Below are 13,876 nucleotides of genomic sequence, written 5' to 3' on the forward strand. Positions count from 1 at the left end.
CGGAGGCACTGGCATGCGCGCGCTGTTGGACGCAAGCCTCGAGTCGATCAACGACGTGTTGCTCGGCAAGGAACACCAGGTGCGCCTGGCGCTGGCCTGCCTGATCGCAGGCGGCCACTTATTGATCGAAGATTTGCCCGGCATGGGCAAAACCACCCTCAGCCAGGCCCTGGCGCGGATTATGGGCCTGAGCTTTCAGCGTATTCAGTTCACCTCCGACCTGCTGCCCAGCGACATCCTCGGCACCTCGGTGTTCGACAAGGACAGCGGCCGGTTCGTGTTCCACGAAGGGCCGATTTTCGCCGAGCTGATCCTCGCCGATGAAATCAACCGCGCCACCCCGAAAAGCCAGAGCGCCTTGCTCGAGGCCATGGAGGAGGGGCAGGTGACCATCGAAGGCAGCACCCGCGCGTTGCCCTCGCCGTTCTTCGTGATCGCCACCCAGAACCCCAGCCACCAGGGCGGCACCTTCGCCTTGCCGGAATCCCAGCTCGACCGCTTTCTGATGCGGCTGTCGTTGGGCTACCCGGCCCATGCCGCGGAAAAAGCCCTGCTGATGGGCGAGGCGCGGCGTGATTTGCTGCCGCGCCTGCCGGCGGTGTTCGGCCCTGAGCAACTCCAGCAGGTGCAGGCCCAGGTGCGTGCGGTGCGGGTCACCGACACCCTGATCGACTACTTGCTGCGGCTGGTCGAGGCCACCCGCACCCAGGCGCAGTTCGCCTGGGGGCTGTCGCCGCGGGGTAGCCTGGCATTGGTGGCGGCGGCGCGGGCCTGGGCACTGCTGGCCGGGCGTGATTACGTGATCCCCGAAGATGTGCAAGCGGTGTTGCCCGCGGTGGCCAGCCACCGCCTGCGCGAGCGCGCCGACCCCACCGGGCAGGGCGGCGGCGCCCTGGTGCAATGGTTGCTGCGCGAGGTGCCGGTGCTGTGAAAGCCGCCCTGGCGGCGCGCCTGCAACGCTGGCAGGACCGCCGCGCGCCGGTGGCGGCGCAGGTGCTGCTCGACCACCAGCGGGTGTACATCCTGCCCAGCCGCGCCGGGCTGGGCTACGCCCTGACCCTGGCGCTGATCCTCCTGGCGGCGATCAATTACCAAAACAGCATGGCTTACGTGCTGGTGTTCGTGCTTGGTTCGCTGTTCATCGTCACCATCCTCCACACCTACCGCAACCTCAGCGGCCTGCAGGTGGGCAGCGCGGCACCGGCGGCGGTGTTCGCCGGCGAGCAGGCGCGCTTTACCCTGCGCCTGGAGAGCACCGGCAAGGCCCACCAGGCCATCGCCGTGGGCTGGGGCCGTGAGCCGTTGGCCAGCGCCGACCTGCTTCCGGCCCATGTGCAATGGCTCGAGCTGCCCTGGCCGACCCAGCAGCGTGGCTGGCTGGCGGCGCCCCGGGTGCGCCTGAGCACGCAGTTTCCGCTGGGGCTGCTGTGTGCCTGGAGCTGGGTCCGCAGCGACCAGCGCGTGCTGGTGTACCCGCAGCCGCTGGCCGGTGACCTGCCACTGCAACCGGCCAGCGCCGATGAACACGAGCAGGTGGGGCTGCAGGTGGTGGGGCAGGGCACCGATGACTTTCAGGGGCTCAAGGCGTACGAGCCGGGTGATACCTGGCGGCGGCTGAACTGGAAGGCCTGGTCCCGCGGCGGGCCGTTATTGATCAAAGCCTTTGGCGAGCAGCGCGGCCAGGAAGTGGCGCTGGACTTTCTCGCCCTGCGCGGCGGCACCGAACAGCGCCTGTCGATCCTCTGCCACTGGGTGCTGCAACTGACCGAACAGCAGCGCCCGTTCGCCCTGCGCCTGCCCGGGGTGGCGTTGCCGCCGGCCTGCGATGAAGCCCACCGCGAGGCCTGCTTGCGGGCCCTGGCGCTGTTCGGGGCGCGGCCATGAACCTGCCACGGGTAGGCCTGACCTGGCTGTTGATCGGCCAGGCCTTGCTGTTGGTGCCGCTGTGGTTGCAGTTGCCGCCCTGGTTGTTGTTGCTGTGGCTGGCCTGCAGCGCCTGGCGCATCGCCATGTACCGCATGCGCGCTGGCGCGCCGGGGCGCCTGGTGCGCACGGCGATGGTGCTGCTGGCGGCGTTGGCGGTGTACTTCAGCAGTGGCAGCAGTTTTGGCCTGGAGTCGGCCGCGGCGCTGCTGATGGCGGCGTTCTTGCTCAAGCTGCTTGAGCTGCACAGCCGCCGCGACGCCTGGGTGCTGTTGCTGCTCGGGCTGTTCTGCCAGGTGGTGGCCTACCTGTTCGACGCCAGCCTGCCGTGGGCGCTGTACAGCCTGTTGCCGCTGGCGGCGCTGCTGGCGGCGATGGTCGGCCTGCAGGGCGGCGCTGGCGAACGCCTGCTGCCACCGCTCAAGCGCGGCGCGGCGCTGCTGTTGCAGGCGGTGCCGCTGGCGCTGCTGCTGTTTGTGTTCTTCCCGCGGATGGCGCCGTTGTGGTCATTGCCGCTGAACAGTGGCCAGGCCCGTACCGGGCTGAGCGATGTGATCGCCCCCGGTGACATCGCCAACCTGGCGCAGTCACCGGAGCTGGCCTTCCGGGCCAGCTTCGATGGCCCGCTGCCGCCACGCCGTGAACTGTACTGGCGCGCGCTGACCCTCGAACGCTACGACGGCACCCGTTGGCAGCAGGGCGGGTTGTCGCGCTTCCAGCCGGTGCAAGCCTGGCAGCCGGTCGGTGAGCCCTGGCGCTACCGGGTGATCCAGGAGCCCAGCGACCACCCCTGGCTGTTCGCCCTGGACGTCGCCCGCACCGCCTCACCGAACGTGCGCCAGGGCTTGGACTACCGCTTGCAACGCAGCCGCCCGGTGGACCAGCCGCTGTACTACGGGGTGGAGTCCTGGCCACAGGTGCGCCGCGACGAGGCGCTGCCCGCCGCGCTGCGCCAGCAAAACCTGCAACTGCCCGCCAGCGGAGACCCGCGCATCCGTGAGTGGGCGGCCGGCATGGCCCGCCGTTACCCGCAACCGGCGGCCTTGGTGCAAGCCATGCTGCAGCGCTTTCATGATCAGGACTACCACTACAGCCTGCGCCCCGACACCCTCGGCGAGAACGCCATCGACGGCTTTTTTTTCGACACCCGCCGCGGCTTTTGCGCGCACTACGCCGGCGCTATGACCTTCGCCCTGCGCGCCGCGGGCATCCCCGCGCGGATGGTGGTCGGCTACCAGGGCGGCGAGCTCAACCCCAGCGGCAATTACCTGGCGGTGCGCCAATACGATGCCCACGCCTGGGTCGAATACTGGCAACAGGGCCAGGGCTGGACGCGGGCAGACCCAACCTTCGCGGTGGCCCCGCAGCGTATCGACGTGGGCTTGGCCGAGGCGCTGGATGCCGATGAACCGTTCTTGCAGAACGCTGGTTTCTCGATGCTACGTTACCGCGACCTGGCGTGGCTCAATGCCCTGCGCCTGGCCTGGGAAAACCTCAACTATGGCTGGGAGCGCTGGGTGCTCGGCTACCAGCAGGAGCAACAAGGCGAGTTTCTGCTGAGCTGGTTCAAAAGCTGGGCCGGCTGGGTGCTGCCCATCGCCGCGGGCGTTATCGTCGCGCTGTTGGCGCTGGGCCTGCTCAAGCCCTGGCAACGCCGCGCCGACCCGCTGGCGCGCAGCTTCCAACGGTTCGAGCGGCTGTTGCGCCGCCATGCGCTGGTGCGCGCCCCCGGCGAGGGCCCCTACGCCTTCGCCGAGCGCGCCGCCAAGGCGTTGCCGCATTGTGAGCAACCGATCCACGCCTATGCCCAGGCATTCGGGCAACAGCGTTACGCCGGCCTGCCGCCCTCGGCGGATGTGCTGGCCTTGCACTTGGCCAGCTTGCGGCGCAACCTCGGCCGGCCAGGCATCACCCCTAGGAAACCGACACCATGAGCGCAACACTCGACGGCGCGATCGCCGAACTGATCGCCCTGGAAACCCGCCTGATGGCCTGCCGCGAGCGCTTGCGCGCGCACACCGACAGCGAAGCGCTGCATGATTTGCGCACCACTGTGCGGCGCCTGCGCAGCCTGCTGCGGCCATTGCGCGGGTTGCCCGGCATCGACCGCCTGGAGGTGGCCGCCAAGGCGGTGGGCGAACTCACCACGCCGTTGCGTGATCGCGAAGTGCTGGCCGCGCACCTGGCCGCCCATGGCCATGGGGAACTGGCCACGCCGCGTTTGCGCCAGGCGCTCGACGGCTTCAGCCGGGTGGCCGGCAGCGCCGTGCTCGGCCAATTGATGCGCCTGCTCGACGCGGTGGTGCCGCTGCTGCGCACCGCCGAACGCAATGGCGTGATGAAAGGCCTGGGCCGGCGCCTGAACAAACGCCTGGGCAAGCAGCACACCAAGCTCGCCGAAGCGTTGGCCGACCCGGCTCACGACCGCCATCGGCTGCGTTTGTTGATCAAGCGCGTGCGCTATGCCGGCGAGGCGTACCCGGCGCGTGCGGGGGTGGGCGCTAAGGTGGCCAAGGCCTTCAAACGCGCGCAGGGCGCGTTGGGTGACTGGCACGACCGGCTGCAATGGCTGGCCCTGGCCGAACAGCAACAGGACCTGGCGCCGATGACCCAAGGTTGGCAAGCCGACCTCGTGCGCTTCGAAGGCGTGGCCGATCAGGCACTGGTACGCCTGCAAAAAGCGCTGAAGGCCTAGCGCTGGGCGGCGGCGGCAGCCAGGCAGATCCCGCCGATGAGCATTTCGACCGGGTTGGCGCAGGCCAGGCCGGCGCCGATCAGCAGCACACCCACGCTGAGCATCGGCAGCGCCAGCGGCGACGCTTGGCGCGCGTCTGCCTGGGCGTGGTGGGGGTGGGCGATGGCGGCGAGGCGGCGGATCATGGCGGGCACTCCTAGTAAACCGTTCTTGTTACCAGCGTAGCCCCGCCGCTGGCGCGCGACGAATCGAAAGTGCCTATGGGGGTTATAGCGCGGGTGCTTGGCTGAAGGGCCCTTCGCCCGGCACAGCCGGCCTCCCACGGGTTCTATGCTGCCTCGTAAATCAAGTACTTACACAATTCTGGTGGGAGGCCGGCTGTGCCGGGCGAGGGGCCAGTCAGGCCATGCGCTCGGTAAAACTACCGGGAGAAATCAGGGCTTTTCACCCTCAATTTAGCCCTCTGATTGCTTAAGTGAACAGCACTACGGCAGTGCCGGGCGAGGCACCTCACAAGCGCAACTGCCCAATTGCCCGGTTCAACCCTGCCGCCAGCACCGCCAGTTCATCGCTGGTGGCCGCCGAGCCTTGGGTTTGTTGCACGGTGTGCTCGGTCACCTGGCGAATGTTCAGCACCGAGCGGCTCATGTCTTCGGCCACCTGGGCCTGCTGCTGCGCCGCCACCGCGATCTGCGTGTTGCTGTCGCGCATCTGCCGCACCGCGCCAGCGATGCTGGCCAACGCGCCGCCGGCCTCGCTGGCCTGCTCGACGCAGGCGTCGGCCTTGATCGAACTGTCGCGCATGAAGTCCACCGCATCGCGGGTACCGGCCTGCAGGGCACCGACCATGGTGGTGATCTCATCGGTCGAGGTTTGCACCCGCTTGGCCAGGTTGCGCACCTCATCGGCCACCACCGCGAAACCCCGGCCCATGTCGCCGGCGCGGGCCGCTTCGATGGCTGCGTTGAGGGCGAGCAAGTTGGTTTGCTCGGCGATGCTGTGGATCACGTTGACCACGCTGGTGATCTTTTCGCTGTCCTGGGCCAGGTGCTGGATCATCTCGGCGGTTTGCTGCACCCCGCCAGACAACCCGGCGATCGATTCACTGACCCGCGCCACCGCCTGCTGGCCGCTGCCGGTGAGCTGGTCGGCGCGCTCAGACAACTCACGGGTGGCCTTGGCGTGCTCGGCGATGTGCTGCACGGTGCTGGTCATCTGCTGGATGGCGGTGGCCGCCTGCTCGGTTTCGCTCTGCTGGCCGAGCATGCCCTGGCGCACTTGGCCCATGCTCGCCGCCAGGCTGGCGGCGCCGGTGTCAAGTTGCCCGGCGGTGCTGGCTACCGTGCCCACCACCCGGCCATAGCCGGCCTGCAAGGCATTGAAGGCACTGGCCATCTGGCCCACTTCGTCGGCGCCGGCCACGGCGACCCGGGCGTTGAGGTCACCGCTGCGCTCGACGCTGACCATCACGTCGCGCAGCGTATTGAGCTGGGCCAGCAAAAAGCGGATCAGCAACTGCGAGGCGGCGAGCAGCAGCAACATCAACAGCAGCACCGCCACGGCATAGTTGGGCAGGCGGTTGAAAAACACCTCGGCATAACCCGGCGCCGGCTGCGCCACCCGCGCCAGCGCTTGTTGTTCCAGGTGCACTGCGTAGAGCACGAGCAGGCAGGTGGTGACGAACGCCACGGCGTTCACCGCCCAGAATTTGTATTTGAGCGAAAGGTTGCGGAGCCAATGCATGGGGAACTCTCGACAGTCAGTAATAGCGCTGCGCCAGTATTGTCTGCTGCCAAGATGACGGCTTTGTTGACGCAGATCAATCCAGCGCCGGCAGCCCGAAGAACGCGCGCGCGCAAGCGCTGCTGTGGGCCGCCAGTTGCTGCTCGGTTTCGCCGCGGTGGCGGGCGACTTCGCGCAGCACCTCGGGCAGGAAGGCCGGTTCGTTGTGGCGGCTTTTCGGCTTCGGCCGCAGGGTCCGCGGCAGCAGGTAGGGGGCGTCGGTCTCGAGCATCAGCCGGCCGGGGCGGATGTTGCCGACCAGTTCATGCAGGTGGGTGCCGCGGCGTTCGTCGCAGATCCAACCGGTGATGCCGATGTGCAGGTCGAGGTCGAGGTAGCCGAACAGCGCCTGGCGCTCGCCGGTGAAGCAGTGCACCACCGCCGCCGGCAAACGATCACGGAACGGTTTGAGGATGGCCAGCAGCCGCGGGTGGGCCTCGCGTTCGTGGATGAACACCGGCAACCGGTGCTCCACCGCCAGCGCCAGTTGCGCCTCGAAGGCCGCCTCCTGGGCGGGGCGTGGGGAAAAATCGCGGTTGAAGTCCAACCCGCATTCGCCCACCGCCACCACCTGCCGCTGGTCGAGCAGGGCTGCCAGTTGTCGCTCGCTGGCGGTGTTCCACTGGGCGGCGTCGTGGGGGTGCACGCCGGCGGTGCTGAACAGCCGCTGCGCGGCGGGGTCATGCCGTTGGGCCAGCGCCAGAGCCTGTTCGCTGCCCTCCACGCTGGTGCCAGTGAGCACCATTTGCACCACGCCAGCGCCACGCGCGCGCTCGATCACGGCCTCGTGTTGGCCGTCATAGCAGGGGTTGGTCAGGTTGACGCCGATGTCGATCAATTGCATGGTGCTTCCTCGCCTTGGCCGCGGGCAGCATAGCAGAGCCGGGGTATTTCAATAAAATCAAGAACTTCAGCTTTCGCGTGGGGTCTGAGCCGGCCTTGGGCGCAGCCCGGTACAACGGCAAGGGTGGGCGAGGGTGGCCTGGGCCTTGCTTATTGGCTAGCCGGGCTGGCTATCACTTCGGAGCACGAATGAAGCGTTCCCTTTTTTTCGCCATGGCCCTGGCCATGGCCGCGGCGTGCCCGGGGGTGGCCGCCGCCAAGGCCAATGGCCCGCAGCAGGCTGCGCACCCGGCCAAGGTCCGTGACCTCGCCGACATCCGCCGCAGCCACGTGCTGCGCGTGCTGGTCAACCAGAGCCGCAACAGCTCCGGCACCGTCGGTGGCCAGGTGATCGGCGTTGAAGACATCCGCTTGAAAGCCTTCGAGCGCTACCTGGCCAGCCCCGCCGGCGGTGGCCAGAAGGTCAGTTTCAAGCTCATCCCCAAGGCCAAGGAGCAGTTGCTGGGCGCCTTGCTGCGCGGTGAGGGCGACCTGGTTGCCCCCGGCGAAGCCATGGACCTGGCCGCCTTGCCGGGCATCAGCGGCAGCCAGCCAACGGTCGAACGCACGCCACTGGTGCTGGTCAGCGCGCGCGGCAGCCGGCGCTACAGCCAACCCCAGCAGTTGGCCGGCAAGGCACTGGTGCTGCCCGCCGGCAGCGCCGCCGGCGAGGTGCTGGCGCGGTTGAACGCGCAACTGGCCCAGCGCCGCCAGGCGCCGGTGCGGGTGGAGTGGGTCGACCCGAGCCTGGCCGTGGAAGATGTGCTGGAGATGGTCGAAGCCCGGGTGTACCCGATGACGCTGGTCGAGCAGCCCATCGCCGAACGATGGGCCAAGGTGATGCCGGGCCTGCGTATCGACCGCCAGGTGGCGTTCGCCCCGGCCACCGGCATGCGCTGGTACACCCGCAGCCTGGCCACCCAGTTGCAGGCCAGCGTCGATGCCTTCGTGCAGGGGTACCGCCCGCCGGTGGACCAGGACAAAGCCTTCGTCAAGGCCTATGGCCCGCTGTACAAGATCCACAACCCGCTGGCCCGCGCCGAGCGCGAGCGCCTCGAAAACCTGCGCCCGGTGCTGCAGCGCAATGCCCAGCAGCAGGGCCTGGACTGGCTCGACCTGGCCGCGCTGGCGTACAAAGAGTCGGCCCTGGACCCGACCGCCCGTGGCGGCAGCGGTGCCACCGGGCTGCTGCAGATCACCCCCCAGGCCGCGGCGCGGGTGGGGGTCAGCGGCATCCATGAGCTGGACAACAACGTCAAGGCCGGCGCCCGTTACCTGGCGTTGATCAAGCGCAAGTTCTTCGCCAGCCGGCAGCTCGCCGAACGCGAGCGCATGGCCTTTACCCTGGCCGCCTACAACCTGGGACCCGAGCGGGTGCAGGCGCTGCGCGCCGAAGCCCGGCGCCGCGGGCTGAATCCCAACCAGTGGTTTTTCCAGGTGGAGCGGGTGGCGCAGGAGCAACTCGGCATGGCCACCGTCAGCTACGTGAACGCGGTGAACAAGTACTTTCTGGCCTATGATCGCGAGCGCGACAGCCTTGAGCCGAAAACCAACCGGGTGGCATTTCGTTGAGGCGCCTTGACATCGCGCCCGCGCCTTCTTAGCATCCCCTTCGCGCCGATTTAGACAGCTACTTGCGGGGCGCGGCAAGCCTACGGGCTTGTGAAATACCGCTAAAGCGCTGGCTCGGTGATGCCTCACACCCCGCCCGGCACCGTTTGCGAGGCGGAGATCCCCATGAGTTGCCCACGCCCCAGTGTTTGCCTGGCGCCTTTGCCCTCGGCGCGCCTGCATAACCGTACGCCCAGCATCCTGCTGATCGGCCAGCACCAGCCCACCTTGCTGCGCTGCCTCGATGGCTGGCCGCGGCGCAACGGCAAGGCCAGCGCGCTGGCCATCCAGTTCGCCGAGGCCGGGCAAGACCTGGCCGGCTACGCCGCCGACCGTTTCGACCTGGCGGTGGTGCAGTCGCCCTCGGCCGAGCAGGCGCCCCGGGTGATCGCGCAATTGGTGCGGATCGCGCGGCAGGGGTTGCTGCGGTTCTGAGGGGGTTGTAACCGTTCACTTACAAAGCTGTGACCGCCTGTAGATGTAAAAATAACATCAGGCTGAGAAGATCCAACGTTAATCCGGCGTCGTATTTCGGATTTTTCCACCTATATAGGTAGCCTGCTAATCATTAGGCTCTCGGCGCTGGCCCCGTGGCCAGCCTGCCGATATATCAGGAGTTGGGTCTTATCGCCTCGCCATCCGTATTGAGTTTCGACCGCTGCCGCAACATCGCTTCGGGCGCTGTGTTCATTCTGGCGTCCGGGCCGTCGGCCGGGCAGTTCCCGCTGCAGCGTTACGCCGGTGTGCCGATGATCGCGGTCAATGGCGCGATTTCGCTGTTCAACGGCAGCCGGCAAAAACCCTGGTGCTATGTGTGCACCGACATGGGCTTCATGGAGCAGCAACCCGAGCTGTACGCCCGGGCGTTGGCCATCAGCGAGCGCGTGGCGGTCTGGCCGGAGGCCGTCGAGCGCTTCCCGCTGCCCGTGGCGGGGGAGCTCTATGCCCCGCGCAAGGTGCCCGAGCCGGGCTGGGTCGAGCAGTTTTTCGAAGACCCTGAGCTGGCCCGCGGCTACGCCGGCCAATGGCCGCGCCGGCGCCGGATCGGCTTCAGTAAAAACCTCGAAAAAGGCTACTTCGACGCGCGCACCGTGCCCTATGTGGCGCTGCAGATGGCCTACCATGCCGGCTTTGATACGGTGTTTTTGGTGGGCTTCGACCTCAACCAGGCCGCGCCGCGGTTTTACGAAAAACCTGGCGCCAAAGCTTCGCCCTGCGAGCTCGACAAACACTATGAAACGCGGATCCTGCCGTCGTTGCGGCTGATGGCTGAGCAGGTGGTGGGCGAGCGCTTTCGGGTGTACAACCTCTCGCCGGGCTCGCGGGTACCGCCGTCTATCATCCCGTTCGCGCCCTTGCAGCAGGTAGACGAGTTGCTCGGCCAGGCCCGTGGTGGCGCCGCGCCGCTCAGGGCCTGCGCGGTGCCCGCCCAGGGCATGGCGCGATGAAGGTTTTTTTCCTCGGGTGGAAGTCTGAATACGAGCGCGAGATGATCGCGTCCCTCGCGCAGCGCTACAGCGTGGCGGTCGTCAAGCCTGGGCCGTGGGCGCGACGGCTTTACAAGTTGCTCCGCTCGCTGGGCAAAAAGACCCCCCTCAAGCTGCCCTATGCAGGGCTGGGGCGGTGGGTGGCTCGAACCCTCGGCGCGGGCCGGCAGGACCTTCTGTTGTGCAACGAAGGCGAGCTGTTTCGTGGCTTCAATACCTCGATCGTGCAGGCCTTTGCCGGGCGCAAGGTGTTGTTGGTTCGTGACCTGATCGATGCCGCAGCCCTTGAGCGCGCGCGGCCAATGTTTGATCGCATCTACAGTTTCGACCCTGCCCAGTGCGCGGCGTTGGGTATCGATCACCTGGAGCAGTTTTTTCCCTATACCGCCGGCAAGGCCCGCGCGCTGGGCCAGCAGGGCAGCGCCACGCCGGGCGCGCCGCGGTTTTTTTTCCTGGGGCGGGAGAAAGGCCGCAGCGCCGCTGTGCATGGCATCGCCGACGCGCTCGCTCAGTACCCAGGTACCCTGGACTTCCATTTGGTGGGTGCTCCAGTGAGTTCGCCCTATCATGTTGCCGCGCCCTACAGCTATCGCGAGAGCATTCGCATGGCGTTGGCAGCCGATGTGCTGGTGGAGGTGAACCAAGCCGGGCAGGCGGGCTTCACCCTGCGGGTGCTGGAAGCGCTGTTTTTCGACAAGAAGTTGCTCACCACCAATGCCCAGGTGGCGGCCGCGGACTTCTACGACCCGGCGCGGTTCTTCATTTGGGGTGTGGACCCGATTGAGCGGCTGCCGGGCTTCATCAGCGGTACGCCGCCCGCGGTCGCCCCGGCAGTGCTCGAGCGCCTGGGCCCCGAGGCCATGATCAAGCGGGTCGCCAGCGCGCTAGGCTGATTGCTACGCGGGGCAGGGCTGCTACAGTGGGCGCTTTCCCCCTGACAGGATGCCCCCGGTATGCGCCTTCCGCTTGCGGCTTTTGCCTGCTGGCTTACTGCTTGTTCCTTCTCTGCCCTGGCCGATGAACCCAGCCAACTGGTCGAAGCCCTCAACGCCTACCGCGGCCAATACCAGCGCTGCGGCGAACAGGCCTCGCAACCGCTGCCGCCGCTGGCCAGTGACCGGCGGCTGGTGCTGCCGGTCAATACCAGCGGTGACTTGCAGCAGGCCTTGGCCCAGGCCGGCTACCCGATGCTCAACGTGCAGGCCATCAGTTTGTCTGGCCCGCGCGACGCCCAGGCGGCGATGGCGGCGGTGCAGGCCAACTTCTGCAAGGTGGTGCTGGCCCCCGGTTTCGTCGACATCGGTGTGAACCAGGTAGGCCGCGATTGGCGCATCGTGCTGGCGCGGCCGTTGCTGTCGGCCAAGCTGGGGGCTTGGGAAAACGAAGGCCAGGCGTTGCTGGCGGCGATCAACAGCGCCCGTGGCCAGCCGCGCCAATGCGGCGGCGCAGCCTACGGCGCGGCGCCGCCGTTGGCCTGGAACGCCACCCTGGGCAGCACCGCCGAGGGCCATAGTCGGGAGATGGCCAACCAGAACTACTTCGACCACAAGGACAAAACCGGTGGTACCCCCGGTGACCGCGCCGAGTTGGCTGGTTACCCCGGCCAGGCGGTAGGGGAAAACATCGCCGCCGGCCAGGACGGCGTGGCCAAGGTGCTCGCCGGCTGGTTGGCCAGCCCCGAGCACTGCGCCAACCTGATGAACCCGGCCTGGCGCGACCTGGGCGCGGCCTATGCCACAGACCCGAAAAGCGACGCCGGCATTTACTGGACGGCGATGTTCGGCGGCCAGTAGGGCGCGCCGGTCAGAAGCTGGCGGCGGCCTGCAGCCCCAGCACCACGGCGTTGTCGACCTGGCGCACACCGCCGGGGTTGCGCACGTATTGCAGGTTGGGCATCAGGTTCAGCCAGCCAGTGGCCTGGATGCCGTAGTTCAGCTCGGCCATGTAGGCGGTGTGCTGCTCAGGCACGTAGCCGGCGTCGCTGTAGCCCAGGCCACTGGCGTCGTTTTCCAGCTGCGCGTTGCGCAGGTACTGGCTGCTGGCATGGATGCGCGCCAGGCCAACGCCCAGGGTGTCGTGTGGGCGCGCGGCGAACGGGCCTTTGTACACCAGGCTGGCGTGCTGGTAGCTGTCGACCGGGTTGGTGGCGCGGTCATGGAAGGTCGCGCTGGCATACAGCACCAGGCCGCGGCTGGCGTCGCCGCCGGGGGCGGTGAGTTGCTGCTTGGCGGTCATCCACCCGCCGTGGCGGCTGTCTTGGCTGCGGTAGTTGTCGCCGGTCAACGCCGCGGCATTGCCATTGGCGTCGTGGTACACGTCAGCGTGGTTGGCCGTGTTGTAGTAGTAGCCCAGGCGGTACTCACCCGGCAGGCGGTTGACCTGCGGCGCCCAGATCAACTCGGCCGGCAGCAGCATGCCGGTGGTGCCGTGGGTGCGCAGCTTCAGCGCGTTGTCGTTGTCCAGGCCCGACGGGTTGACGTTGTAGCTGGCGACCTGGGCAGCCAGTTGATCGGCCAGCCGATACTTGATGCGCAACGCCCAGGAACTGGTAGGGCTGTTGTAGATGTCGCTGACGTAGTTGCCCGGCTGCGAGCCGCAGAACGCCAGGTTCTGAAACAGGCAATCCTGCACGGCGAACTCGTCGCTGACAGTAAAGCGCCCGGCCTTGACGTTCAGGCGGTCGTTGAACCAACCCTTGCTCAGCCACAGCTCGGTGATGCGCGTAACGCTGCCGCGCCCGTGAATCTGCTGGGTCGAGGCAAAGCCGCCGGCGCGTGGGTCGTTGAGGGCATCGTCGTCCAGGCTACGGCCGTTACGGTCGCTGAACTGCACCTGCGCCTGGGCGTCTTGCCAGCCCAGCAGCTTGTGCAGGTCGAAGGTGGCGCCCAGGCTCCACTGGTCGGCATAGCGCGCGGTGTGGTGGCCGCTGTAGCCGCCGCGCAGGTTGGCGGCGCCTTCGCTCAGGTAGTTGAGCTGAAAGTCTACGCCTTGGTCGTGCAACTGGGTGCGCAGGCCGCCCCAGTCGCCGAGCATCCAGGGCGATTGGGTATCGAAGGCAGTCGTAGCGAAAGCCGGGGCCGAGCAGGCCACGGCAGCGCCCAGGGCCAGGGCGCGGATCTTGTTAGGGGAAGGCATGGTGATATCCAGAACATGAATGAAGGGCCAAACCCTTGGCCCAGAGCGGCTGAAGCGGTTTAGCACGCCCCGCGCGCAGGGTACGGCATCTGGCAGGGGTTCGCTGCGCTGGAATGGGAAAACAGCGTTACGGGGGAGGAGATAAAAGGGGGGGGGGGCAGGGTTATGGGGCCCTTCGCCCAGCGCGGCCGTAATGCCGGAGCAAGGCCCCCCCACCAGATTTGTATAAGCCCTTGATTGACTGGGCAATACAGAGCCCGTGGGAGGCCGGCTGTGCCGTAATGCTGTTCACTTAAGCCATTTCACGGCTTTACGGAAGAGATCAATCTGTGAGCTCTGCTGATTTTGTGCATGAGCTTCA

Annotated in this window: 13 protein-coding genes; 9 read left to right on the plus strand and 4 right to left on the minus strand. The window is 67.4% G+C overall.

Features of this window, described 5'->3' with window-relative positions; translation table 11 throughout:
• Positions 1-13: 13 nt before the first annotated feature.
• From ACFZCE_RS14195 to ACFZCE_RS14210, 4 genes are read left to right on the plus strand one after another with little or no spacing between them, the layout of a single operon-like run.
• Entirely contained in the window at positions 14-931 is a 918-nt protein-coding gene (locus ACFZCE_RS14195) for an AAA family ATPase (protein ID WP_390939938.1), read from the plus strand.
• Positions 928-1,884, plus strand: a complete 957-nt coding sequence (locus tag ACFZCE_RS14200) for a DUF58 domain-containing protein (protein WP_390939941.1) — start codon at positions 928-930, stop codon at positions 1,882-1,884. Before ACFZCE_RS14195 ends, ACFZCE_RS14200 begins: the two co-directional genes overlap by 4 nt.
• Entirely contained in the window at positions 1,881-3,857 is a 1,977-nt protein-coding gene (locus ACFZCE_RS14205) for a transglutaminaseTgpA domain-containing protein (RefSeq protein ID WP_390939943.1), read from the plus strand. The genes ACFZCE_RS14200 and ACFZCE_RS14205 overlap by 4 nt, the downstream gene beginning before the upstream one ends.
• On the plus strand, positions 3,854-4,618 hold the full coding sequence (locus ACFZCE_RS14210; RefSeq protein ID WP_390939944.1) for a CHAD domain-containing protein: 765 nt from the start codon (positions 3,854-3,856) through the stop codon (positions 4,616-4,618). Before ACFZCE_RS14205 ends, ACFZCE_RS14210 begins: the two co-directional genes overlap by 4 nt.
• On the opposite strand, the gene ACFZCE_RS14215 is transcribed toward ACFZCE_RS14210, so the two are convergent.
• The 3 genes from ACFZCE_RS14215 to ACFZCE_RS14225 all read right to left on the minus strand — a co-directional run bounded on the left by ACFZCE_RS14215 (position 4,615) and on the right by ACFZCE_RS14225 (position 7,244).
• Positions 4,615-4,803: a hypothetical protein gene (locus ACFZCE_RS14215; protein ID WP_390939946.1), complete on the minus strand. Its 189-nt coding sequence runs from the start codon at positions 4,801-4,803 to the stop codon at positions 4,615-4,617. The genes ACFZCE_RS14210 and ACFZCE_RS14215 overlap by 4 nt on opposite strands.
• Before the next feature lie 325 nt (positions 4,804-5,128).
• Positions 5,129-6,361 carry a methyl-accepting chemotaxis protein gene (locus tag ACFZCE_RS14220; protein ID WP_390939948.1) on the minus strand — a complete coding sequence of 411 codons (1,233 nt, stop codon included), beginning with the start codon at positions 6,359-6,361 and terminating at the stop codon, positions 5,129-5,131.
• A 76-nt stretch (positions 6,362-6,437) separates the two neighbouring features.
• Entirely contained in the window at positions 6,438-7,244 is an 807-nt protein-coding gene (locus tag ACFZCE_RS14225) for a TatD family hydrolase (RefSeq protein WP_390939950.1), read from the minus strand.
• A 188-nt stretch (positions 7,245-7,432) separates the two neighbouring features.
• Here ACFZCE_RS14225 and ACFZCE_RS14230 point away from each other — a divergent pair, with 188 nt between their 5' ends.
• The 5 genes from ACFZCE_RS14230 (at position 7,433) to ACFZCE_RS14250 (ending at position 12,173) form a co-directional block, all read left to right on the plus strand.
• Positions 7,433-8,854: a transglycosylase SLT domain-containing protein gene (locus tag ACFZCE_RS14230; RefSeq protein ID WP_390939952.1), complete on the plus strand. Its 1,422-nt coding sequence runs from the start codon at positions 7,433-7,435 to the stop codon at positions 8,852-8,854.
• Positions 8,855-9,019: 165 nt separating this feature from the next.
• Positions 9,020-9,328, plus strand: a complete 309-nt coding sequence (locus ACFZCE_RS14235) for a hypothetical protein (protein WP_390939954.1) — start codon at positions 9,020-9,022, stop codon at positions 9,326-9,328.
• Between the two features lie 209 nt (positions 9,329-9,537).
• Positions 9,538-10,341, plus strand: coding sequence for a lipopolysaccharide biosynthesis protein (locus ACFZCE_RS14240; protein WP_390939955.1), 804 nt, complete (start codon positions 9,538-9,540; stop codon positions 10,339-10,341).
• 41 nt (positions 10,342-10,382) lie between these two features.
• The gene (locus tag ACFZCE_RS14245; RefSeq protein ID WP_390939958.1) at positions 10,383-11,273 is read left to right on the plus strand and encodes a hypothetical protein; all 891 of its coding nucleotides are present in this window, start codon (positions 10,383-10,385) and stop codon (positions 11,271-11,273) included.
• A gap of 60 nt (positions 11,274-11,333) precedes the next feature.
• The gene (locus ACFZCE_RS14250) at positions 11,334-12,173 is read left to right on the plus strand and encodes a CAP domain-containing protein (RefSeq protein ID WP_390939960.1); all 840 of its coding nucleotides are present in this window, start codon (positions 11,334-11,336) and stop codon (positions 12,171-12,173) included.
• A 10-nt stretch (positions 12,174-12,183) separates the two neighbouring features.
• On the opposite strand, the gene ACFZCE_RS14255 is transcribed toward ACFZCE_RS14250, so the two are convergent.
• A complete protein-coding gene (locus tag ACFZCE_RS14255) occupies positions 12,184-13,515 on the minus strand; it encodes a carbohydrate porin (RefSeq protein WP_390939962.1) in 1,332 nt (443 codons plus the stop codon).
• Between the last annotated feature and the right edge of the window lie 361 nt (positions 13,516-13,876).

It is taken from the genome of Pseudomonas sp. NPDC007930, assembly GCF_042958985.1.
Taxonomy (GTDB): Bacteria; Pseudomonadota; Gammaproteobacteria; order Pseudomonadales; family Pseudomonadaceae; genus Aquipseudomonas.

What these genes read in the sequence shown, in the direction of transcription:
- ACFZCE_RS14195 (WP_390939938.1), top strand. Translation starts at nt 14, where the DNA reads ATGCGCGCGCTGTTGGACGCAAGCCTCGAGTCGATCAACGACGTGTTG.
- ACFZCE_RS14205 (WP_390939943.1), top strand. Translation starts at nt 1,881, where the DNA reads ATGAACCTGCCACGGGTAGGCCTGACCTGGCTGTTGATCGGCCAGGCC.
- ACFZCE_RS14210 (WP_390939944.1), top strand. Translation starts at nt 3,854, where the DNA reads ATGAGCGCAACACTCGACGGCGCGATCGCCGAACTGATCGCCCTGGAA.
- ACFZCE_RS14215 (WP_390939946.1), bottom strand. Translation starts at nt 4,803, where the DNA reads ATGATCCGCCGCCTCGCCGCCATCGCCCACCCCCACCACGCCCAGGCA.
- ACFZCE_RS14220 (WP_390939948.1), bottom strand. Translation starts at nt 6,361, where the DNA reads ATGCATTGGCTCCGCAACCTTTCGCTCAAATACAAATTCTGGGCGGTG.
- ACFZCE_RS14225 (WP_390939950.1), bottom strand. Translation starts at nt 7,244, where the DNA reads ATGCAATTGATCGACATCGGCGTCAACCTGACCAACCCCTGCTATGAC.
- ACFZCE_RS14230 (WP_390939952.1), top strand. Translation starts at nt 7,433, where the DNA reads ATGAAGCGTTCCCTTTTTTTCGCCATGGCCCTGGCCATGGCCGCGGCG.
- ACFZCE_RS14235 (WP_390939954.1), top strand. Translation starts at nt 9,020, where the DNA reads ATGAGTTGCCCACGCCCCAGTGTTTGCCTGGCGCCTTTGCCCTCGGCG.
- ACFZCE_RS14245 (WP_390939958.1), top strand. Translation starts at nt 10,383, where the DNA reads ATGATCGCGTCCCTCGCGCAGCGCTACAGCGTGGCGGTCGTCAAGCCT.
- ACFZCE_RS14250 (WP_390939960.1), top strand. Translation starts at nt 11,334, where the DNA reads ATGCGCCTTCCGCTTGCGGCTTTTGCCTGCTGGCTTACTGCTTGTTCC.
- ACFZCE_RS14255 (WP_390939962.1), bottom strand. Translation starts at nt 13,515, where the DNA reads ATGCCTTCCCCTAACAAGATCCGCGCCCTGGCCCTGGGCGCTGCCGTG.